Here is a 20,500-nt window from a genome sequence, read left to right as displayed (position 1 = left end):
AACTGCGCGACCAGCCACGATGGCGCCGCACCCGACCCACAGACCTAGACGGACCTAGGGCGACTCGCCGAGCAGCCGTACCAGTTCGATCCGGGGTGGAACGCCCCTTCAGGGGCGCGGGGAACTGCGCGACCAGCCACGATGGCGCCGCACCCGACCCACAGACCTAGACGGACCTAGGGCGACTCGCCGAGCAGCCGTACCAGTTCGATCCGGGATCGGATCCCCAACCGGCTGAAGACCCCCCGCAGGTGGTGGTCGATCGTGCGTGGGCTCAGGTTGAGGCGGTCGGCTATCTCGCGGTTGGTGGCGCCCTCAGCGGCCATCCGGGCGACCATGAGCTGCTGGGCGGTGAGGACGGCGGCCGGGTCTGGCGCACCGGTGGTGGCAGGTGTCAAGGCCGTGCCCAGTGCCCGGAGTTCGGCACGGGCCTGGGCGGCGCAGTGCGGGGCGCCGAACGACTCGAAGGCGGCCAGCGCGCTGTGCAGCCGGTCGCGTGCCTCGGGGCGCTGCCGCAGCCGGCGCAGGGCTCCGGCGAACATCAGCTCGGTGCGGGCGCGTTCGAAGTCCCGGGTACCCCGGGCGTGCAGGTCGAGGGCGGCACGGTAGTGCTGGACGGCCTCGGCGCCGGGGGCGAGCAGGGCCCGGCAGCGGGCGCTGAGCGCGAGGTCGTCGGTGCTGCGGACGGCGGTGGCCCAGCGGTGGTAGTCGGCGTGCGCGGCGCGGGCGACCCGGGTGTCTCCGGTGCGGACGGCGGCCTCGACGTAGTGCGGGGTGGCCAGGTGCCGGATGGCCCGGTGGCCGTGTCCGGGGCCGAACCCGGCGAGGGCGCGCAGCCGGGCGGCGGCAGCGGGGAAGCGACCGTTGGTGAGGTCGAGGAAGGCGAGTGCCCACTGGGCGAGGGCGGCGGGCAGGCCGAGCCCGTGCGCCAGGGCGTGGGAGCGGACGGCTGCGGTGCGCTCGCGGCAAGCCTCCTCGTCGCCCCGGACGGCGGCGAACATGGCGAGCGCGGCCTGGAGATGGCAGGCCCCGTTGTCCTGCCCGGTGGCGTGGGCCTGGCTCAGGGCCTCCTGGACGGCGGCCTCGGCGGCCCGGGTGCGGCCGGTCCAGAAGTCGGCGTAGGCGCGGAACTCCATGGCCTGCGCGGCAGTCGCCGGGATGCCGTGGGCGCGGGCCGAGGCGGCGGCCCGGAGGGTGGCGGTGGCGGCGCGGGTGTGGTCGCCGAGCATCAGCGCGGCCATGCCGGAGTGGATCAGCAGACCGGGGTCGCCACCGGGTCCGCAGCGGCCGGCGGTGCCCTCGAGGAGGATCCGGGCGTCGTCGTAGCGGCCCTCGACGGCGGCGGTGAGCCCGGCCAGGACGCCGGGCGGGGAGAGGCCCAGCCACCGGGCGAGGTCATGGACCTCTCGGCAGCGTCTCAGGTCGCCGGTGTAGACGGCGGCCTCGGTGGCGAGGGCGAGGAGTCCGGCGGAGTCGACGGAACGTTCCTGCCGGACGGCGGCGGTGAGCAGGGCGTCGAATGCCTCCGATGCGTTGCCGGCTCTGAGGGCGAGGACGCCGTCGAGGGCGGAGTCGTCCGTACGGGCGGCGAGCCGTCTCGCCCGGTCGGGCTCTCCGGAACGCCACGCGTCGGCGGCGGCCAGGGCGAGCAACCGGGCCTCCGCCACCGGGTCCGGGCAGAGTTCGGCGGCGCGTTCGGCGAGGGCGCGGGCGAGCGCGGGTCTGCCCTCGGTACGGGCCCGGTCGGCGGCGGTCCGGAGTTCCGCCGCGAGCCGGGCGCTGGGGCCGAGCGCGGCGGCGCCCCGGTGCCAGGAGCGGCGGGTCGCCTCGCCCTTGCCGCCCAGCACCCGGGCGAGCAGTTGGTGGGCCTCGCGCCGGTCGGCCGGTGAGGCGGTCCCGTAGGCGGCGATCCGGGTCCAGGCGTCCCGGAAGAACACCCCGCCGGCACCGGCGTGGGCGACCCCGGCGGTCTCGGCGGCCTCCAGCGGGCGGGTGTCGAGCCGGCCGGCCGTGACCGCGCGCAGGAAGGCGTGCGTGGCGACCGGGTACTGGTCGGCCGCGGCGAGGAGCAGCAGCCGGCGGGTGTCGTCGGGCAGGGCCCGGATCTCCCGGCGCAGGGCATGGAGCAACCGCGGGGCGAGTTCGGCCGGTTCGGCCGGCAGCGGGTCGAGTCCCGCCGTCTGCCGTGCGGTGAGGCGCGGCACGAGTTCGGCCACGGCGCGCTGATCTTCGTATACGACGCGTCGCACCCGGGCGCGTACGCCCTCGGGGAGCGCCGAAGCCGGGCATGGCCCTGCTTCGGACGTCTGCGGTGGCGAAGTGCGGTCAAGAGGTGGGGGATTCACCGGTATCACCACACGAAAGACGTTACTGGCGAGTTAGTTGACTCGTAAAGACTGGCGACTTCACCGATGCGGCGCGCGTAGACCCGTCCCGACACTCCTGAACAACCCCACCCGTTTCAGGAGGCATCATGCAACGCGCCAAGCGTCGCATCGCAACCGCTCTGACGGCGATAGCCGGTTCGCTCCTTCTGTCACTCCCCCTGGCCACGACTCCCGCGCAGGCGGCGAGCCACGACCCGGTCGTCTTCGTGCACGGCCTCAGCAGCGACTCCAGCAGCTGGGACAGCTGGATCGCGGACTTCAAGGCCGACGGGTACACCTCGTCGGAGCTGTGGGCCTGGTCGTACGACTGGACGAAGTCGAACGTCACCACCGCCTCGCAGCTGTCGAGCTACATCCAGACCGTGCTCTCGCAGACCGGCGCCTCGAAGGTGGACCTGGTGGTCCACTCCATGGGCGCGCTGAACAGCCGCTACTACCTCAAGAACCTCGGCGGGACCTCGTACGTGGACGACTTCGTGTCGGTCGCCGGGGTGAACCACGGGACGAGCGTCGCCTCGCTGTGCGGGTGGCTGTACACGTCCTGCAAGGAGATGACGACCGGCAGCTCCTTCCTGACCGCGCTGAACTCCGGTGACGAGACGCCCGGCAGTGTCTCGTACGCCGCGTACTGGTCGAACTGCGACGCGGCGATCGACCCGGACTCCTCGGCGCTGCTGAGCGGGGCGACCGACGTCGGCGTCGGCTGCATCTCGCACACCGACATGAACGACGACTACGGCGTCTACCAGCAGGTGCGGGACTTCATCGCCTGATCCGGCGGCGGGGGGTGCGACGGGCCTTCGCGGGGGACAATCACCGTAGACCTGCTCCCGTCGGGAGGTATCGTCATGCGGCTGATGTCCACCGGTGCCGGGAACCCGGTACGCGATCCCGTCCACCACCCGCTGTTCGCCCGGTTCTACGCCCGCTGCAGTGTGGCCGCCGAAACCAGGCTCGGTATGGCGGCGACCCGCGAGCGGCTGCTCTCCGGGCTGTCCGGGCGGGTGATCGAGATCGGCGCGGGCAACGGGCTCAATTTCGCGCGGTACCCCGGGTCGGTGGCGGAGGTCGTCGCGATCGAACCGGAGCGTTCCCTGCGGAAGTTGGCGACGGAGGCTGCGGTCCGCGCCGAGGTGCCGGTGGACGTGGTGCCGGGCGCGGCGGAGGCGCTGCCGGTGAAGAGCGAGGCGTACGACGCGGCGGTGCTCTCCCTGGTCCTGTGCAGTGTGCGGGACGTGCCACGGACGCTCGCGGAGGTACGGCGGGTGCTGCGGCCGGGCGGTGAGCTGCGGTTCTTCGAGCACGGGCGGGGCGGCGGCCCGGCGATGCTGTTCACCCAGCGGGCGCTGGACCGGACGGTGTGGCCGCTGCTGAGCGGCGGCTGTCATCTGTCCCGGGAGCCGGTCGCCGAGTTGCGCGCGGCCGGGTTCGAAATCGGCCCGTACCGGCGGGTGTTCCTGCCGGAGAACGGCCTGCGGCTGCCGTCCTCCTACTGTGTGCTGGGCGTCGCGCGCAGGCCCCCGGAGTCCTGAGCGAAATCCTCACCGGGATCCGGCTCACAGGCTCCAGCGGCACAGCTCCTCGGCGATGTCGGAGACGCTCGCCTCGCCGGTCTTCACCAACCGGGCCAGATCGCGGACCTGTTCGGGCGAGGTGGCGACCTTGAGGCCGCTGGCGACCAGGTAGGCGTAGGCGACCGAGGACGCGAAGAGGGCGTTGGAGCGCTCAAGTGCCGGGACGTGGATGAGGAGTTGGAGCAGGGCGGCGGCGCGGGCCTGCGGGGTGTCGTAGACGGGGACGTCGAATATCTCGGCCTGGTGCCTGGCGACGGCGGCGATCAGCGCACCCCAGTCGGTGACCTGGGGGTCCCCCGGGGTCTTCTGTTCGGCGAGCATGAGGAGCCAGGCGAGGTCGATGGTCAGGTCGCTCAAGGGATCAGTGACGGCCTTCGGTCTTGTCAGACGTATCGGGACCCTGCGCTTCGCCGAATTCCTCCGCGAAGACGGACTCGTACTGCTTCATGAAGTCGGCGGCGGCCTCGACGAACGTACGGCCCGCTTCACCCGTGTCCTGCATGACCAGTTCCTCTATGTAGCGGTTGACGCTCATCCCGCGCGCGAGAGCGCGCTCACGGGCCGCCTTGGCGGTGCCCTCGTCCACGCGCACGTTCAGCTGGGTCTTCGCCATACCTAGAAGCTAGCGCGGTTGTGCTAGCAGCGGCAAGCGCGCATCGGAACCGAAAAGTGATACCGCCTGTGGGACGCGTCACACTACGCTCGACCCGGACAATGAGGCCGCGCGAGCGAGGAGGCAGTCTTGGCCACACCTGCTGCGGAGGCACCCGCCGCCGAGGGGACAGCAGCCCGGGCACGGGGGCTGACCAAGGCGTACGGCGCGGGCGAGACGGCCGTGCTCGCACTGGACTCGGTGGACGTGGACATCGCACGCGGCCGCTTCACCGCGGTCATGGGCCCCTCGGGCTCCGGCAAGTCCACGCTGATGCACTGTCTGGCGGGGCTGGACACCGTGTCGGCGGGTCAGGTCTGGCTCGGCGGCACCGAGATAACGGGGTTGCGGGAGCGCGAGCTGACGCGGCTGCGCCGGGACCGGATCGGGTTCATGTTCCAGTCGTTCAACCTGATCCCGACGCTGAACGCCGCCGAGAACATCACCCTGCCCATGGACATCGCGGGCAGGAAGCCCGACGGGAAGTGGCTGGACCAGGTCATCGACACACTGGGGCTGCGGGACCGGCTCAAGCACCGGCCCGCGCAGCTGTCCGGCGGGCAGCAGCAGCGGGTGGCCTGTGCGCGGGCGCTGGCCTCCCGGCCGGAGCTGATCTTCGCCGACGAGCCGACCGGCAACCTGGACTCGCGAGCCGGCCTCGAGGTGCTGGGCTTTCTGCGGGACGCGGTCGACCGGCTCGGGCAGACGGTCGTCATGGTGACCCACGACCCGGGCGCGGCCGCCCACTCCGACCTGGTGCTCTTCCTCGCGGACGGCCGGGTGGTGGACCGCATGGAAGGACCGACGGCGAACGCCGTCCTCGAACGCATGCGCCGTTTCCCCGGGGGCCCTGACACGAGCGGCTCCGCCGCGCGGTCCGAGACCCCCGTATCCGACGTGGAAAGCGGGTCCGCGGGGCCCGGGGAGGACTGACCCGGTGCTCAAGGCAACCCTGCGGAGCTTCCTGGCCCACAAGGGACGGCTGCTGCTGTCCGCGCTGGCCATCGTCCTGTCCGTGGCGTTCGTCGCGGGCAGCCTGATCTTCTCCGACACCGTCACCCGTACCTTCGACCGGCTCTTCGCCTCCACCTCCGCCGACGTGACGGTGGAGCCGAAGGAGGACCTCAAGTCGTCGGTGCCGACCGGCGCCGTGCAGACCGTGCCGGCCGCGTTGAAGGACCAGGTCGCCAAGGTCGACGGGGTCGCGGACACCCACGCGGACGTCTCCGTGCAGAACATCGTGGTGGTCGACAGCCACAACAAGTCGGTCGGCCCGACCACCGGCGCCCCGACCATCGCCACCGACTGGTACCTCACCCACCGCAGCCCCGTGAAGCTCACCTCGGGGCACGCCCCGCAGGGTGCGGGCCAGGCGCTGCTCGACGCGGACACCGCCGACAAGAAGCACGTACGCATCGGCGACACCCTGACCGTGCAGGCCCAGCCCGGCACCTTCAAGGTCCGGATCGTCGGCATCGCCACCTTCACCACCACCAACCCCGGTGCGGCCCTGGTCTTCCTCGACCCGTCGGTCGCCGCGCAGGAACTGCTCGGCTCCGCCGGCCGGGCCACCAGCATCTCGGTGGACGCGGCGCCGGGCGTCCCGGACGCCGAGCTGAAGCACCGGATCGGCGAGGCGATCGGCACCGGGACGTACGACCTGAAGACCGCCGACGAGCAGGCCAAGTCCTCCGCCGCGGACCTGGGCGGGTTCCTCGACGTCATAAAGTACGTGATGCTCGGGTTCGCCGGCATCGCCACGCTCGTGGGCGTCTTCCTGATCGTCAACACCTTCTCCATGCTGATCGCCCAGCGCACCCGCGAGCTGGGCCTGTTGCGCGCGCTGGGCGCCGACCGGCGTCAGGTACGGCGGTCCGTGCTCACCGAGGCGGTGCTGCTCGGGCTGGTCGGTTCGACGCTGGGCCTGGCCGCCGGCATCGGGCTGGCGCTCGGGCTGATCAAGCTGATGAGCGCGTTCGGGATGAACCTCAAGGCCACCGAGATGGTCATCGGCTGGGGCACCCCCGTCGCCGCCTACGTCGTGGGGGTCGGCGTCACCTTCGTCGCCGCCTATCTGCCGGCCCGGCGCGCGGCCACGGTGTCGCCGATGGCTGCGCTCGCGGACGCCGAGATCGCCGGGGTGGGCAAGCCGTTGAAGACGCGGGCGATCGTCGGGGCGGTCGTCGGGGCGCTCGGGGCGGCGGCCCTCGCGGGCTGCGCGGCGGCCACGAAGACCGCCTCGGCCGCCTCGCTGCTGGGCCTCGGAGTGGTGCTGACGCTGCTCGCGACGGTCATCGCGGGCCCGCTGCTGGTACGACCGGTGATCCGGGTCCTCGGTGCGGCCTTTCCCGCCCTGTTCGGCTCGGTGGGCCGGATGAGCCAGCGCAACGCCCTGCGCAACCCGCGCCGCACCGGCGCCACCGCCGCCGCGCTCATGGTGGGGCTCGCCCTGGTCGGCGGGATGTCGGTGGCCAGCGCCTCCATGTCCAAGTCCTTCGACCAGCAGATCGACAGGACGCTGGGCGCCGACTTCATCGTCCAGAACGGCAACTTCCTCCCGTTCACCCAGGAGGTCACCGACAAGGTGCGCGCTACCGAGGGCGTCGGTCTCGTCGTACGGCAGCGGTTCGCGCCGGTGGCGGTACGGCTGCCGGACGGCAAGCGGGTCACCACGACCGCCGCCGGGTACGACCGGCAGGTCGACGAGGTCGCCCATGTCGCCTACAAGGGCGGCGACACGGCGGCCGCGCTGGCCGCAGGCAGTATCGGTATGGACGCCACCTTCGCCGCGGACCACAAGGTGCGCCTCGGCAGCGTGCTCCCGGTCGAGTTCCAGGGCGGGAAGAGCGCGGAGATGACGGTGGGTGCCCTCACCGACCAGGACAGCGGCAGCGGCTTCGGCACCCAGGGTGGGCTGTTCTTCGGCATCGCCACCGTGGAGAAGTACGTGCCCGGCGGCCAGGACTCGTCGTTGTACGTCAACCACGCCCCGGGCACGAGTGCGGACCGACTCCGCGCGAACCTGGAGAAGACCCTCGCACCGTTCCCGCAGGTGCAGGTCCGCGACCAGGCCGACTACAAGAAGCTGGTCCACGACCAGATCGCCGTGCTGCTCTACCTGGTGTACGCCCTGCTGGGGCTTGCGATCGTGATCGCGGTGCTCGGCGTGGTCAACACCCTTGCCCTGTCGGTCGTGGAGCGCACCCGGGAGATCGGGCTGCTGCGCGCGATCGGGCTGGGCCGGCGGCAGCTGCGCCGCATGATCCGGCTGGAGTCGGTGGTGATCGCGGTGTTCGGCGCGGTGCTGGGGCTCGCGCTCGGCCTGGTGTGGGGTGTGTGCACCCAGCAGGTGCTGGCCCTGCAGGGCATGAAGGCGCTGGCGATCCCCTGGGGCACGATCGTCGCGGTGGTGATCGGCTCGGCGGTCGTGGGCATCGTGGCCGCGCTGCTGCCGGCATTGCGTGCATCGCGCATGAATGTGCTGGCGGCCATCGCGCACGAGTGATGGAATCGTGGCTCTCACGTCCCGGACCGCTGAGGAGAGTTCATGTCCCGCCCGTTCCGCTTCGGGGTCAACCTGCTCACGCCCGCGTCGGCCGCCGAGTGGCGCACGCAGTGCCGGCGCGCCGAGGAACTCGGATACGACGTACTCCTCGTCCCCGACCATCTGGGGATGCCGGCGCCCTTCCCGGCGCTGGTCGCGGCGGCCGGGGCGACCGAACGGCCCCGCCTCGGCACCTTCGTGCTCAACGCGGGTTTCTGGAACCCGGTGCTGCTGGCCCGCGAGGTGGCGACGACCGCCGCGCTGACCGACGGCCGCCTCGAACTCGGGCTCGGCACCGGCTACGTACAGACGGAGCACGAGCGCGCCGGGCTGCCGTTCGGCTCACCGCGCGAACGGGTGGACCATCTGCGCCGCACGGTCGAGGAGTTGCTCAAGTCGGACGAGTGCCGGGTGCCCTTGCTGATCGGCGGCAACGGCGACCGGATGCTGCGGCTGACCGCCGAGCACGCGGACATCGCGGCCTTCGCCGGGGCCCGCCTGGCACCGGGAAACACGGAGGGCCGCCTGGAACCGGTCCCCGCCCAGGAACTCGACGAACGGGTCGCCCGCTACGCGGAGTTGGCAGCGGGCCGCGGGGAGCCCGCCGAACGGAACCTGCTCATCCAGATCGTGGCGATCACCGACGACCCGCAGTCCGCACTCGGCCCGCTCCTGGAGCGACGGCCCGAACTGACCCTGGCCCAGGCCCTCGCCCTGCCCACGGTCCTCGTCGGCACCGTGGAGGAGGTCGTGGGGCGGGCGCGGGGGCTGCGCGAGCGGTACGGGTTCTCCTATCTGACCGTCCTGGAACCGTACATGGAGGCTTTCGCGCCGGTGCTGGCGGAGCTGTCAGGGTGACCGCGGACCTTCGCCGACGGGCTCGCGGCTCATGGAAACCCGGTCGCCAGCCGGACCAGCGCCCTGCTTGGCTCGCCCCATGAGCGATCTGCATATCCGCCACGCCACCTTCTCGGACATCGACACCGTGCTGCGGTTCTGGCGCGACGCCGCGGAGGGCACGAGCATCAGCGACGACCACGAAGGAGTGACCCGGCTCCTCACCCGAGACCCCGAAGCCCTGCTCCTCGCCGAGCGCGACGGCCTCCTCGCCGGAACCGTCATAGCCGGCTTCGACGGATGGCGCTGCTCCGCCTACCGGCTCGCCGTACACCCCGACCACCGCCGGCAACGCATCGCCACCGCCCTGCTGGAAGCCGCGGAACAACGCTTCGCCGCGCTGGGCGGACGACGGGTCGACGCCATGGTCCTGGAAGCCAACGAACAGGCGCACCACGCCTGGGCCGCGGCCGGCTACCACCGCGAGGACCACTGGCGGCGCTGGATCAAGCCCCTGTAGAGACAGGCGAGGCGATGTCCGCGAGCAACCACGATTCGACGGCCGACACCGCCGGCGGCCATCGAGGAGTGGTTCGTGCGGCTGGGTGGGTGGCGCGGCCACGCGAGGGTACTGGTGGACCACGAGACCGCGCGCGCCTTGCCCGGGCGGGCGACGGGTGAGGAGGCCGGCCGAGACCGCCGGCGAAGGCTTCCGAATGGCACGCTTTGCCGATCCTTTACCATGGGGGGATCGTCCCGTTCCTCGATGAAAGGTGTGTGAGCGTCCGCCCATGGGCGAGCCTCCCGGTCCTCTGTCCCGGCAATACCGCGCGGTCCCGGCCGCCCTGTCCGACCATGGGACGGAGGTGACCCGATGACCGAAGTGCTCCTCCTGCTGGTGGCGATCCTGCTCTCGCTCGCCTGCGGTGCCTTCGTCGCCGCCGAGTTCTCGCTGACCACGGTGGGTCGCGGTGAACTGGAACGTGCCGCGGAGCGCGGCGAGACCGGGGCGGCGGGCGCCCTCAAGGCCGTACGGCAGCTGACGTTCCAGCTCTCGGGGGCACAGCTCGGCATCACGGTCACCAATCTGGTGGTCGGCATGCTCGCCGAGCCGTCGATCGCCAAGCTGCTGGCCGGTCCGCTGGAGGCGGTGGGCATCGCGCGGTCGGCGGCGAGTTCGCTCGCGCTGGTGATCGGCACCGCGCTGTCCACGGTGTTCCTGATGGTCGTCGGCGAGCTGGTGCCCAAGAACTGGGCGATCTCCTCGCCGCTGGCCATGGCCAAGCGGGTGGGCAACGCCCAGCGCTGGTTCAGTGCGGCCTTCCGGCCCTTCATCACGCACCTGAACAACACCGCGAACCGGCTGGTACGACGGTTCGGCGTGGAGCCCGCCGAGGAGCTGGCCTCCGCGCGCGGGCCCCAGGAGCTGGCCGCGCTGGCCCGGCACTCCGCCAAGGCGGGCGCGCTGGAGGCGGACACCGCCGAGCTGTTCGTGCGCACGCTGAACCTCGCCGACCTCACGGCGGAGAACGTGATGACCCCGCGCGTCCAGGTCGTCGCCCTGGAGGTCCGGGCGACCTGCGAGGACGTGGCGAACGCGACCCGGGCGACCGGGCTGTCCCGCTTCCCGGTCTACCGCGACACCCTGGACTCGGTCGTCGGCACCGCCCACATCAAGGACATCGTGGCCCTGCCCGTGGCGGAGCGGGCGCGCGTCCCCGTCGCCCAGGTGATGCGCGAGCCGCTGCTGGTCCCCGAGTCCCTCACCGTCGACCGCCTCCTGGACCGTCTCGGCGGCCGGCGCACCATGGCCGTCGTCATCGACGAGTACGGCGGTACCGCCGGGGTCGCCACCCTGGAGGACATCGTCGAGGAGGTCGTCGGCGAGGTCCGCGACGAGCACGACCCGCACGAGACGCCCGATCTCGCCCCCTCGGGCACCGACGAGCAGGGCCGCGTGCTCTACTCGGCGGACGGCGCGGCCCGTATGGACCAGCTCGCGCGCGTCGGCCTGAAGGCACCCGAGGGGCCGTACGAGACGCTGGCCGGGCTGGTCGCGGCCGAGCTGGGGCGGATACCCGAGACCGGGGACGGCGTCGAGGTCGCCGGGTGGCGGCTCGAGGTGGTGGACGCGTCGGGGCGGCGGGCGGCCCGGGTGCTGCTGCACGCGCCGCTCGACGACGCGCGGGAGCAGGAGGGGCGCCGGTGACCGTCGTACAGCTGCTGATCGGTTTCGCGACGCTGGTCGTCAACGCCTTCTTCGTGGGCGCCGAGTTCGCGCTGATCTCCGTGCGCCGCTCGCAGATCGAGCCGCACGCCGAGGCGGGCGACCGGCGGGCCAAGAGCGTGCTGTGGGGCCTGGAGCACGTGTCCGCGCTGCTGGCCGCCGCCCAGCTCGGCATCACGCTGTGCACGCTGGTACTGGGTGTGGTCGCCGAGCCGGCCATCGCCCATCTGCTGGAGCCGGTGTTCCACGCGGTCGGTGTACCCAAGGGCGCCGGCCATGCCGTGTCCTTCGTGATCGCGCTGGCACTGGCCACCTATCTGCACATGCTGCTCGGCGAGATGGTGCCGAAGAACGTGGCGCTCGCCGAGCCCGTGCGCAGCGCGCTGCTGCTCGGACCGCCCCTGGTCACGCTCTCCCGGGCGCTGCGTCCGGTGATCTTCACGGTGAACGCCTTCGCGAACGGGCTGCTCAAGCTGTTGCGGGTGGAGACCAGGGACGAGGTCGCGGCGACGTTCACGGACACCGAACTCGCCGAGATCGTCAAGGACGCCAGCGAGGCGGGCCTGATCGACGACCGGGCCCAAGAACGGCTGCACGACGCCCTGGAGCTGGGCCGCCGGCCGGTGCGGGACGTGGTGGTGCCGCTGGAACGTGTCGTCTACGCGCGCGTGGGCGTCACCCCGGAGGAACTGGAGCGGCTGTCGGCGCAGTCCGGGTTCTCCCGGTTCCCGGTGGTCGACGCGGGGCGGCGGATCGTCGGCTATCTGCACGTCAAGGACGCGCTGGACGCCTCGCCCCGGGACGAGGCGTTCCGGCTGCGGGACATGCGGCCCATCGCGCGGGTGCGGGAGAGCACCCCGCTGGACGACGTGCTCACCGCGATGCGCGGCAGCCGCACCCATCTGGCGGGCGTGCTCGGCGACGACGGACGGCTGGCGGGGCTGGTGACGATGGAGGACGTGCTGCGGGAGCTGTTCGGACAGCACGCGTAGCCCCTCCGGGGAGGGACCGACTGACGGGTATGCGCCTCGGGATACCATCTCTGTCGCCATGCAGAAGAACCCTGTGCACCCTGTGCTCCCCGCGCACTCCAGCCTGGTCGCGGTCGGCGACTCCTTCACCGAGGGCATGTCGGACCTGCAACCCGACGGCTCGTACCGGGGCTGGGCCGATGTCCTCGCCACCCGGATGGCCGCCCGCAACCCCGGCTTCCGCTACGCCAACCTCGCGGTACGCGGCAAGCTGATCGGACAGATCGTCGAGGAGCAGGTCGACGTGGCCGTCGCGATGCGGCCGGACGTGATCACGCTGGTCGGCGGCCTCAACGACACCCTGCGCCCCAAGTGCGACATGGTCCGGGTCCGGGACCTGCTGACCGAGGCGGTGGAGCGGCTGGCGCCGGCCTGCGAGCAGCTGGTCCTGATGCGCAGCCCCGGCCGCCAGGGCCCGGTCCTGGAACGGTTCCGGCCGCGCATGGAGGAGCTGTTCGCTTGCGTCGAGGACCTCGCCGGGCAGCACGGCGCCCTCGTGGTCGACCTGTACGGCGCCCCCTCGCTGGCCGACCCCCGGATGTGGGACGTGGACCGGCTGCACCTCACGGCGGAGGGGCATCGCCGGGTCGCCGAGGCGGTCTGGCAGACCCTCGGCTACGAGGCCGAGGACAGCGAGTGGCACACGCCGATGCCGGTCACGCCACCGCCGGGCTGGGTCGCGCGCCGGGTCGAGGACGCCCGCTTCACCAGGCAGTACCTGCTGCCGTGGATAGGCCGCCGTCTGACCGGCCGCTCCTCGGGCGACGGCCGCGCGCCGAAGCGGCCGGAGCTGCTGCCGTACGAGGCATAGCGTGGGTCCTGTGTCCACGCGGGTGATCAATGTCAGGGGCCTGATCCATGAGTTCGGCCCCCGGCTGGAACACGCCCCCGAGGACGTCGTCTACGTCGGCCGCCGCTGGACCATGGGCGGCTGGGACCTGCCCCGCCACCCGCTCCGCAACCCCTTCGCCTACGACACTCCGAAGAAGAAGCGGGACGGCACCCGGGCCGAGGTGATGGCGATGTACCGGGCGTATCTGCTGGAGCGACCCGAACTGCTGGAGCTGGTGGCCGAGCTGCGGGGGAAGACCCTGGCGTGCTGGTGCGCGCCCGAGCCGTGCCACGCGGACGTCCTGGCGGAGCTGGCCGAGGCCTCCTAGGGCCGCGTCCCGCGGGGTGGCCCGTGCCGCGGGGTGGCCCGTGCCGCGGGGTGGCCCGTACCGCGGGGTGGCCCGTACCGCGGGGTGGCCCGTACCGCGGGGTGGCCCGTACCGCCGGGCCGGTCCGGAGGACCCGGCCCGGCCGTGACCCGGCTCTCGTAGCTTCGCACGAGCGGACCTGTGGCGTTGGCCTGCAGGAACCGCCAGTAGAATCCGTACACGTGACTTCTGCCGCCCCCGCCAAGCCCCGCATCCCGAACGTCCTCGCCGGACGCTACGCCTCCGCCGAGCTCGCCACGCTCTGGTCGCCCGAGCAGAAGGTGAAGCTGGAGCGGCAGCTCTGGCTCGCCGTGCTGCGAGCCCAGAAGGACCTCGGGATCGAGGTGCCGGACGCGGCGATCGCGGACTACGAGCGGGTCCTCGACACCGTCGACCTGGCCTCCATCGCCGAGCGCGAGAAGGTCACGCGGCACGACGTGAAGGCGCGGATCGAGGAGTTCAACGACCTCGCCGGGCATGAGCACGTGCACAAGGGCATGACCTCCCGCGACCTGACGGAGAACGTCGAGCAGCTGCAGATCCGGCTCTCGCTGGAGCTGGTGCGCGACCGTGCGGTGGCCGTCCTGGCGCGGCTGGGCAAGCTGGCCGGCGAGTACGCGGAGCTGGTCATGGCCGGCCGCTCCCACAACGTGGCCGCGCAGGCCACTACCCTCGGCAAGCGCTTCGCGACCGCCGCCGACGAGCTGCTGGTGGCGTACGGCCGGGTCGAGGAGCTGCTCGGCCGCTACCCGCTGCGTGGCATCAAGGGCCCGGTGGGGACGGCCCAGGACATGCTGGACCTGCTGGGCGGGGACGCGGCGAAGCTGGCCGAGCTGGAGAACCGGATCGCGCGGCACCTGGGCTTCTCGCAGGCCTTCACCTCGGTCGGCCAGGTGTACCCGCGGTCGCTGGACTACGAGGTCGTGACCGCGCTCGTACAGCTGGCCGCCGCCCCCTCCTCCCTGGCCAAGACGATCCGGCTGATGGCCGGACACGAGCTGGTCACCGAGGGCTTCAAGCCGGGCCAGGTCGGTTCCTCGGCGATGCCGCACAAGATGAACACGCGGTCCTGCGAGCGCGTCAACGGCCTCATGGTGATCCTGCGCGGCTACGCCTCGATGACCGGCGAGCTGGCGGGCGACCAGTGGAACGAGGGCGACGTGTCCTGCTCGGTGGTGCGCCGGGTGGCCCTGCCGGACGCGTTCTTCGCGCTGGACGGTCTGCTGGAGACCTTCCTGACGGTCCTCGACGAGTTCGGCGCGTTCCCCGCCGTCATCGCCCGCGAGCTGGACCGCTACCTGCCCTTCCTCGCCACCACCAAGGTGCTGATGGGCGCGGTGCGGGCGGGTGTCGGTCGTGAGGTCGCGCACGAGGCGATCAAGGAGAACGCCGTCGCCACGGCGCTCGCGATGCGCGAACAGGGCGCCGAGCGCAACGACCTGCTCGACAAGCTGGCCGCCGACGAGCGGCTGCCGCTCGACCGGGAGCAGCTGACGGCCCTGATGGCCGACAAGCTGTCCTTCACGGGCGCGGCCGCCGCGCAGGTCGGTGCCGTCGTCGGCCGGATCGAGGAGATCGCCAAGCAGCACCCGGAGGCCGCCGGCTACACCCCCGGAGCGATCCTCTGACCAGCCGCTCCCCTCGCTTCACCGCGGCGGAACTGGAGGCCGCCCGCGACCGTCTCGTCCCGGACGTGATCGCGGACGGCCTGCACGTGCTGTTCTGCGGCATCAACCCCGGCCTGATGACGGCGGCCACGGGCCACCACTTCGCCCGTCCCGGCAACCGTTTCTGGCCGGTGCTGCACCTGTCCGGGTTCACCCCGAGGCTGCTGAAGCCCGCGGAACAGGGCGAGTTGCTGTCGTACGGGCTTGGCATCACGAACGTGGTGGCGCGGGCGACCGCGCGCGCCGACGAACTGACGGCGGCGGAGTACACGGAGGGCGGCCTGCTGCTGACGGCGAAGGTGACCCGGGTGCGGCCGGGATGGCTGGCGGTGGTGGGCGTCACGGCCTACCGGGCCGCGTTCGGCGACCGGAAGGCCCGGGTGGGACCGCAGGAGCGGCTGATCGGGGACACCCGGGTGTGGGTGCTGCCGAACCCCAGCGGACTGAACGCGCACTGGACGGCGGCGACGATGGCGGAGGAGTTCGGGCGGCTGCGGGAGGCGGCCGAGGGCTAGCCGCTCGCCGGTGTAAAGGCGGTTGCGGGACGTCAGGCGTCCCGTCGGCGCACGCTGCGGGCTCCGGCGAGCAGTGCGCCCGCCGTCCACAGCGCGGTCACCGCCAGTCCGGTCCAGGGCCCCAGGGCCCCGTGCCGGGCGCTGTGCAGGACGGCCTGACCGGCCCGGTCGGGCAGCAGGTCGGCGGCGCCGGCGGCCAGGTCGCCGATCACGAAGGACGCGATCAGCAGGAACGGGACCAGGATGCCGAGCGTCGCGGTCCCGCTGCGCAGGACGGCCGCCAGTCCCGCCGCGAGCAGGGCCATCAGCGTCAGGTAGACGCCGCAGCCCAGGGCGCCGCGCAGTCCTTCGGACCAGGTCGGCCCGTCGGCCCCGAGCAGGGATTTGCCCAGGACGAGGGTGACGAGGCCGGTGAGCAGACCGACGGCGAGCACCGGCAGCGCGATCGCCGTGGCCTTCGCCGCGAACCAGCGCCGCCGGTCGGGCACCGCGGACAGGGTCAGCCGCAGCGCGCCGCCCCGGAACTCGGACGAGACGGCCGTCGCACCGAAGGCTACCGCCGCGATCTGTCCGAAGGCGACGCCGGCGAACGCGGAGAACAGCGGGTCGGAGCCGTGGGAACCGGCGGCCGTGAGGCCGGAGAACAGGGCGGTGGCGAGCGGCACGGCGCACAGACCGCCCACGAGTGAGCGCACCGTACGGATCTTGATCCACTCGGCGTGCAGTACGGGCTGGAACGGCATGGTCAGGCCTCCTGATGACGGGCGGCGGTGAACTCGGCTTCCGCCGACGTCAGATCGAGGTAGGCCTGCTCCAGCGTGGCCTCCTCCTGGGTGAGTTCGAGGACGGGTACGCGCGCGTCGGCCAGCAGGTGGCCGATGTCCTCCACGCGCGCGTGCCGTACGGTCCAGGTCCCGTCCGGGCCGCGCTCCGCCTCGTAGCCATGCCGGGCGAGGAGGTCGCCGAGTTGTTCGTCGTCGGTGGTGCGGACCTTCGCCGCGGGCCGTACGCGCGCGTGGATGAAGTCCCGGATCGGGGTGTCGGCGAGGAGCCGGCCGCGGCCGAGGACGATCAGGTGGTCCGCGAAGGACGCCGTCTCGTTCATCAGATGGCTGGAGACCAGGACCGTGCGCCCGTCCGCCGCCAGCCGGCGCAGCAACTCGCGGATCCAGACGATGCCTTCGGGGTCGAGTCCGTTGGCGGGCTCGTCCAGGAGGACCACCTCGGGATCGCCGAGGAGGGCGGCGGCGATCCCGAGCCGCTGTCGCATGCCCAGGGAGTACGTCCGTGTCCGGCGCCGGGCGACGGGGGCGAGACCCGTCTCCTCCAGCATCCGCTCGACTCGGCCGGCCGGGATCCGGTTGCTCACCGCGAGGGCACGCAGATGGTCGTGTCCGGTGCGGGAGCCGTGCGCCGCGTCGGCGTCGAGCAGGGCACCCACGCGGCGCAGCGGCTCGCGGAGTTCCGGGTAGGGGCGGCCGCCGACCGTGGCGGTTCCGGAGGTGGGGTGGTCGAGGCCGAGGACGAGTCGCAGGGTGGTGGACTTGCCGGCGCCGTTGGGGCCGAGGAAGCCGGTGACACGGCCGGGGCGGACGGTGAAGGTGAGATGGTCCACGGCCCGGCGACCGCCGTATTCCTTGGTGAGTTCGTGCACGTCGATGCTGGTCATGGCCAACACCCTGACGGGTCGGCGGGGTTGGCTCCTCCCCCGCCGGTGGAGGTTCTCTCCCCCGCTCGGGGGAGGGCCGTTGTCAGTGGGCCCTGTCAGGATGTCCGCATGGCCCGCTTTCTACGCCCGCTGCTGCGGGGGACGACGTACACGCGCCTGCTGCATCTGTGGGTGCCGTTGCTCGTCGTCAGCCTGTGGCTCTTCATCGACCCGTCGACCCCGTGGGTGCCCGCGCTGGTGCTGGTTCCGGTCGGGCTGATCCCCGCGGTGCGCCGGGGCGAGGGCGTGCAGGCGCGGCTGCTGCTCACGCCCGGTGAGGAGGATTCGGGGATCTCCGAGGCGCCGTCGGCGACCTGGCGGGACCGGTGGCGCACGGTGTTGTGGCTGGAGGCGCGGATGGTCGTCGGCTCGGCGGGCGCGTTGGCCTCGGTGTGGCTTCCGGCCATCGCGTTCGACCTCAGCCTGCTGGCGGCGGGTCAGGTGCCCGGCGGCTTCCCGCTCCTGGACACGGCCCAGCCGCACTGGGCGTACGCCCTGCTGGTCCCGCTCCCGCTGGTCGCCCTCTACGGCGCCGTCGTCGGCTTCGGCGAGCTGGTGACCGCGCTGGCCCGGCGGCTGCTCGGCCCGTCCGCCGCCGAGCGGCTCGCGGCACTGGAGGAGCGCACCGAGCAACTGCTGGAGCGCACCCGTATCGCGCGCGAGCTGCACGACTCCATCGGGCACGCCCTGACGGTGGCGGTCGTACAGGCCGGTGCGGCCCGGGCGGCGGGGAGTCCGGAGTTCACCGACCGGGCGCTGGCGGCCATCGAGGAGACCGGCCGGAGCGCGCTGGAGGATCTGGAGCGCGTGCTGGGTGTACTGCGCGAGTCCCGGCAGCCGGTGCACGCGCGGCCCACGCTCATCGACGCCGACCGGCTCCTGGAGTCGGCGCGGGCCTCGGGCGCGAAGGTGGACGCGGAGGTCACCGGTCCGCTGGAGACGGTGCCGGGTCCGGTCTCCCGGGAGGGCTATCGGATCCTGCAGGAGTCGCTCACCAACGTGCTGCGGCACGCGGGGGCCGTGCCCGTGCGGGTCCGGGTGACCGTGGGCGGCGGGCTGCTCGGGCTGGAGGTGCGCAATCCGCTGCCGGGCCGGATACCGGGACCCGGGCGGGGCAGTGGGCTGCGGGGGATACGCGAGCGCGCGGCCCTGCTCGGGGGCAGCGCGCGCACCGGACCGGACGGGGGCGACTGGCAGGTGCACGCCGAGCTGCCGGTGCGCTGATCTACCCTGGCCGGATGCCGGTCACCGTTCTCCTCGTCGACGACGAACCCCTCGTACGGGCGGGTCTGCGCGCCGTGCTGGAGACCCAGCCCGACATCGAGGTGGTCGGCGAGGCCGCCGACGGGGCGGCGGTCATCCCGCTGGTGCGGCAGTTGCGGCCGGCCGTGGTGGCGATGGACGTGCGCATGCCGCTGCTGGACGGGATCGAGGCCACGCGTGCGGTGCTGCGCACGGTCGCGGAACCGCCGAAGATCCTGGTGGTGACGACGTTCGAGGACGACGAGTACGTGTACGAGGCGCTCCGCGCGGGTGCCGACGGGTTTCTGCTGAAGCGGGCCCGGCCGGCCGAGATCGTGCACGCGGTGCGGCTGGTCGCCGAGGGCGAGTCGCTGCTCTTCCCGGCCTCGGTACGGCAACTCGCCGCCCGGTACGGCGGGGACGGCGAGCGGGACGCGCTTCGGTGGGCGCGGCTGACCGAGCGGGAGGCCGAGGTGCTGCGGCTCATGGCGCAGGGGCTGTCCAACGCCGAGATCGCCGGGCGGCTGATCGTCGGCACCGAGACCGTGAAGTCCCATGTGGGTGCCGTCCTGGCCAAGCTGGGGACGCGGGACCGTACGCAGGCGGTGATCGCGGCGTACGAGTCGGGGTTCGTCGTGCCCCGCTGATCGCGGATCCTCGACAGGTAGGGGGCGCCAGGCACTCGCCGGGGTCGTCGCTACCGAAGTACGATCCGGCCAACACGCAGGGCTAGCTGGGAGGACGGACGTTGGCGGGACTGACCGGCGGTGATCCGTCGCTGCTGCGGAGGATCAATTCCGCGGTGGTGCTGCACGCGCTGCGTGCCACGGACTCCGCGACCCTGACCGAGATCACCCGGGTGACCGGACTGTCCCGGCCGACCGTCGAGGGGGTCGTCGAGGGGCTCATCGAGGCCGGTCTGGTCGTCGAGAAGGCGGCCGAGGAGGGCGCCACCCGGCGGCAGGGGCGGCCGGCTCGGCGGTTCCGGTTCCGGGCCGAGGCCGGGCATCTGCTGGGCCTGGAGATCGGCCCGCACCGCGTCGCCGCGCTCCTGGCGGACCTGGACGGCCGGATACTGGGGGCGCAGGCCAAGGACGTGGACGAGACGGCCGACGCGGACGAGCGGCTGGAGCGGCTGCGCACCGCGGTCGCCGAACTGCTGCGCCGGGCCGGGGTGCCGCGCAGTTCGCTGCGGGCCGTCGGGGTCGGCACGCCGGGCATCGTCGAGGCGGACGGCCGGGTGCGGCTGGGCACCGCGCTGCCCCAGTGGACGGGACTGCGCCTCGGCGAGCGGCTGAGCCGGTCCTTCAAGTGCCCGGTGCTGGTGGAGAACGACGCCAACGCGGCGGCCGTGGCCGAGCACTGGAAGGGCGCGGCCACCGAGTCCGACGACGTGGTGATGGTGCTGGCCGGGCTGAGTCCGGGCGCCGGTTCGCTGATCGGCGGACGGCTGCACCGGGGCTACGGCGGGGCGGCCGGGGAGATCGGCGCGCTGCATCTGCTGGGCCGGGAGGTGACCCCGGAGACGCTGCTGTCCACCACCGACGAACCGCTGCACCCGCTGGACGAACAGGCGGTCGCCGAGGTGTTCGCGCTGGCCCGGAAGGGGGACACGCGGGCGCGGGCCGCGGTCGACCGGTTCATCCAGCGGCTGGTCCACGACGTGGCCGCGCTCGCGCTGGCCCTCGATCCGGAGCTGGTGGTGATAGGCGGCTGGGCGGCGGGGCTCGACGGTGTCCTGGAGCCGCTGCGCCGCGAACTCGCCCGCTACTGTCTGCGGCCGCCGAGGGTGGCTCTCTCCCTCCTCGGCGAGGCGGCGGTGGCGACCGGCGCGCTGCGGCTCGCCCTCGACCATGTGGAGGAGCAGCTGTTCGCGGTGGACGGGACGGTCACAGCGCGCCGCTGAACAGCCGTGCA

20 protein-coding genes are annotated in these 20,500 nt (G+C 72.7%); 15 read left to right on the top strand and 5 right to left on the bottom strand.

Annotated elements, in window-relative coordinates:
* Positions 1 to 176: 176 nt before the first annotated feature.
* Positions 177 to 2,357, bottom strand: coding sequence for a LuxR C-terminal-related transcriptional regulator (locus AB0N16_RS38330; protein ID WP_365805085.1), 2,181 nt, complete (start codon positions 2,355 to 2,357; stop codon positions 177 to 179).
* 116 nt (positions 2,358 to 2,473) lie between these two features.
* Here AB0N16_RS38330 and AB0N16_RS38325 point away from each other — a divergent pair, with 116 nt between their 5' ends.
* Positions 2,474 to 3,160 (top strand): triacylglycerol lipase, encoded by a 687-nt coding sequence (locus AB0N16_RS38325; RefSeq protein ID WP_365805083.1) that lies wholly within the window; start codon positions 2,474 to 2,476, stop codon positions 3,158 to 3,160.
* Between the two features lie 75 nt (positions 3,161 to 3,235).
* The gene (locus tag AB0N16_RS38320; protein ID WP_365805081.1) at positions 3,236 to 3,919 is read left to right on the top strand and encodes a class I SAM-dependent methyltransferase; all 684 of its coding nucleotides are present in this window, start codon (positions 3,236 to 3,238) and stop codon (positions 3,917 to 3,919) included.
* A gap of 24 nt (positions 3,920 to 3,943) precedes the next feature.
* Here the strand turns inward: AB0N16_RS38320 and AB0N16_RS38315 are convergent, their stop codons facing one another.
* Positions 3,944 to 4,318 (bottom strand): fic family toxin-antitoxin system, toxin component, encoded by a 375-nt coding sequence (locus tag AB0N16_RS38315; RefSeq protein ID WP_365805079.1) that lies wholly within the window; start codon positions 4,316 to 4,318, stop codon positions 3,944 to 3,946.
* Positions 4,319 to 4,322: 4 nt separating this feature from the next.
* On the bottom strand, positions 4,323 to 4,574 hold the full coding sequence (locus AB0N16_RS38310) for a toxin-antitoxin system HicB family antitoxin (RefSeq protein ID WP_351698264.1): 252 nt from the start codon (positions 4,572 to 4,574) through the stop codon (positions 4,323 to 4,325).
* 129 nt (positions 4,575 to 4,703) lie between these two features.
* Here AB0N16_RS38310 and AB0N16_RS38305 point away from each other — a divergent pair, with 129 nt between their 5' ends.
* The 10 genes from AB0N16_RS38305 to mug all read left to right on the top strand — a co-directional run bounded on the left by AB0N16_RS38305 (position 4,704) and on the right by mug (position 15,633).
* Positions 4,704 to 5,546 (top strand): ABC transporter ATP-binding protein, encoded by an 843-nt coding sequence (locus tag AB0N16_RS38305; RefSeq protein ID WP_365805077.1) that lies wholly within the window; start codon positions 4,704 to 4,706, stop codon positions 5,544 to 5,546.
* A gap of 4 nt (positions 5,547 to 5,550) precedes the next feature.
* Positions 5,551 to 8,118, top strand: a complete 2,568-nt coding sequence (locus tag AB0N16_RS38300) for an ABC transporter permease (protein WP_365805075.1) — start codon at positions 5,551 to 5,553, stop codon at positions 8,116 to 8,118.
* Positions 8,119 to 8,160: 42 nt separating this feature from the next.
* Positions 8,161 to 9,015: an LLM class F420-dependent oxidoreductase gene (locus tag AB0N16_RS38295; protein WP_365805073.1), complete on the top strand. Its 855-nt coding sequence runs from the start codon at positions 8,161 to 8,163 to the stop codon at positions 9,013 to 9,015.
* A 79-nt stretch (positions 9,016 to 9,094) separates the two neighbouring features.
* Positions 9,095 to 9,514 (top strand): GNAT family N-acetyltransferase, encoded by a 420-nt coding sequence (locus AB0N16_RS38290; RefSeq protein ID WP_365805071.1) that lies wholly within the window; start codon positions 9,095 to 9,097, stop codon positions 9,512 to 9,514.
* A gap of 354 nt (positions 9,515 to 9,868) precedes the next feature.
* On the top strand, positions 9,869 to 11,203 hold the full coding sequence (locus AB0N16_RS38285; RefSeq protein WP_365805069.1) for a hemolysin family protein: 1,335 nt from the start codon (positions 9,869 to 9,871) through the stop codon (positions 11,201 to 11,203).
* Positions 11,200 to 12,213 (top strand): hemolysin family protein, encoded by a 1,014-nt coding sequence (locus AB0N16_RS38280; protein ID WP_365805067.1) that lies wholly within the window; start codon positions 11,200 to 11,202, stop codon positions 12,211 to 12,213. Before AB0N16_RS38285 ends, AB0N16_RS38280 begins: the two co-directional genes overlap by 4 nt.
* Before the next feature lie 58 nt (positions 12,214 to 12,271).
* On the top strand, positions 12,272 to 13,063 hold the full coding sequence (locus tag AB0N16_RS38275; RefSeq protein ID WP_365805065.1) for an SGNH/GDSL hydrolase family protein: 792 nt from the start codon (positions 12,272 to 12,274) through the stop codon (positions 13,061 to 13,063).
* Between the two features lie 10 nt (positions 13,064 to 13,073).
* Entirely contained in the window at positions 13,074 to 13,412 is a 339-nt protein-coding gene (locus AB0N16_RS38270) for a DUF4326 domain-containing protein (RefSeq protein WP_365805063.1), read from the top strand.
* A gap of 221 nt (positions 13,413 to 13,633) precedes the next feature.
* Positions 13,634 to 15,079, top strand: coding sequence for an adenylosuccinate lyase (gene purB / locus AB0N16_RS38265; RefSeq protein WP_351705849.1), 1,446 nt, complete (start codon positions 13,634 to 13,636; stop codon positions 15,077 to 15,079).
* Positions 15,080 to 15,144: 65 nt separating this feature from the next.
* On the top strand, positions 15,145 to 15,633 hold the full coding sequence (gene mug, locus AB0N16_RS38260; RefSeq protein ID WP_365805061.1) for a G/U mismatch-specific DNA glycosylase: 489 nt from the start codon (positions 15,145 to 15,147) through the stop codon (positions 15,631 to 15,633).
* A gap of 32 nt (positions 15,634 to 15,665) precedes the next feature.
* On the opposite strand, the gene AB0N16_RS38255 is transcribed toward mug, so the two are convergent.
* Both AB0N16_RS38255 and AB0N16_RS38250 read right to left on the bottom strand, forming a co-directional pair.
* Positions 15,666 to 16,376: an ABC transporter permease gene (locus tag AB0N16_RS38255; protein WP_365805059.1), complete on the bottom strand. Its 711-nt coding sequence runs from the start codon at positions 16,374 to 16,376 to the stop codon at positions 15,666 to 15,668.
* Between the two features lie 2 nt (positions 16,377 to 16,378).
* Positions 16,379 to 17,302, bottom strand: coding sequence for an ATP-binding cassette domain-containing protein (locus tag AB0N16_RS38250; RefSeq protein ID WP_365805057.1), 924 nt, complete (start codon positions 17,300 to 17,302; stop codon positions 16,379 to 16,381).
* 108 nt (positions 17,303 to 17,410) lie between these two features.
* On the opposite strand from AB0N16_RS38250, the gene AB0N16_RS38245 reads away from it, so the two are divergent.
* The 3 genes from AB0N16_RS38245 to AB0N16_RS38235 all read left to right on the top strand — a co-directional run bounded on the left by AB0N16_RS38245 (position 17,411) and on the right by AB0N16_RS38235 (position 20,489).
* Complete coding sequence (locus tag AB0N16_RS38245; RefSeq protein ID WP_365805055.1) at positions 17,411 to 18,565, top strand: histidine kinase; 1,155 nt, start codon at positions 17,411 to 17,413, stop codon at positions 18,563 to 18,565.
* A 14-nt stretch (positions 18,566 to 18,579) separates the two neighbouring features.
* A complete protein-coding gene (locus tag AB0N16_RS38240; RefSeq protein WP_365805053.1) occupies positions 18,580 to 19,230 on the top strand; it encodes a response regulator transcription factor in 651 nt (216 codons plus the stop codon).
* 101 nt (positions 19,231 to 19,331) lie between these two features.
* Positions 19,332 to 20,489 carry an ROK family transcriptional regulator gene (locus tag AB0N16_RS38235; protein WP_351705867.1) on the top strand — a complete coding sequence of 386 codons (1,158 nt, stop codon included), beginning with the start codon at positions 19,332 to 19,334 and terminating at the stop codon, positions 20,487 to 20,489.
* Positions 20,490 to 20,500 lie beyond the last annotated feature (11 nt).

Source organism: Streptomyces sp. NPDC051105, from assembly GCF_040682795.1.
GTDB lineage: Bacteria > Actinomycetota > Actinomycetes > Streptomycetales > Streptomycetaceae > Streptomyces.
The sequence above is the reverse complement of the archived record's forward strand: the minus strand, read 5'-3'. Positions and strand labels throughout refer to the sequence as shown.

Excerpts from the sequence above, each read along its gene's own strand:
- AB0N16_RS38240 (WP_365805053.1), top strand. The coding sequence starts at position 18,580 with ATGCCGGTCACCGTTCTCCTCGTCGACGACGAACCCCTCGTACGGGCG.
- AB0N16_RS38325 (WP_365805083.1), top strand. The coding sequence starts at position 2,474 with ATGCAACGCGCCAAGCGTCGCATCGCAACCGCTCTGACGGCGATAGCC.
- AB0N16_RS38320 (WP_365805081.1), top strand. The coding sequence starts at position 3,236 with ATGCGGCTGATGTCCACCGGTGCCGGGAACCCGGTACGCGATCCCGTC.
- AB0N16_RS38285 (WP_365805069.1), top strand. The coding sequence starts at position 9,869 with ATGACCGAAGTGCTCCTCCTGCTGGTGGCGATCCTGCTCTCGCTCGCC.
- AB0N16_RS38250 (WP_365805057.1), bottom strand. The coding sequence starts at position 17,302 with ATGACCAGCATCGACGTGCACGAACTCACCAAGGAATACGGCGGTCGC.
- AB0N16_RS38310 (WP_351698264.1), bottom strand. The coding sequence starts at position 4,574 with ATGGCGAAGACCCAGCTGAACGTGCGCGTGGACGAGGGCACCGCCAAG.
- AB0N16_RS38245 (WP_365805055.1), top strand. The coding sequence starts at position 17,411 with ATGGCCCGCTTTCTACGCCCGCTGCTGCGGGGGACGACGTACACGCGC.
- AB0N16_RS38290 (WP_365805071.1), top strand. The coding sequence starts at position 9,095 with ATGAGCGATCTGCATATCCGCCACGCCACCTTCTCGGACATCGACACC.
- AB0N16_RS38255 (WP_365805059.1), bottom strand. The coding sequence starts at position 16,376 with ATGCCGTTCCAGCCCGTACTGCACGCCGAGTGGATCAAGATCCGTACG.
- AB0N16_RS38275 (WP_365805065.1), top strand. The coding sequence starts at position 12,272 with ATGCAGAAGAACCCTGTGCACCCTGTGCTCCCCGCGCACTCCAGCCTG.
- AB0N16_RS38295 (WP_365805073.1), top strand. The coding sequence starts at position 8,161 with ATGTCCCGCCCGTTCCGCTTCGGGGTCAACCTGCTCACGCCCGCGTCG.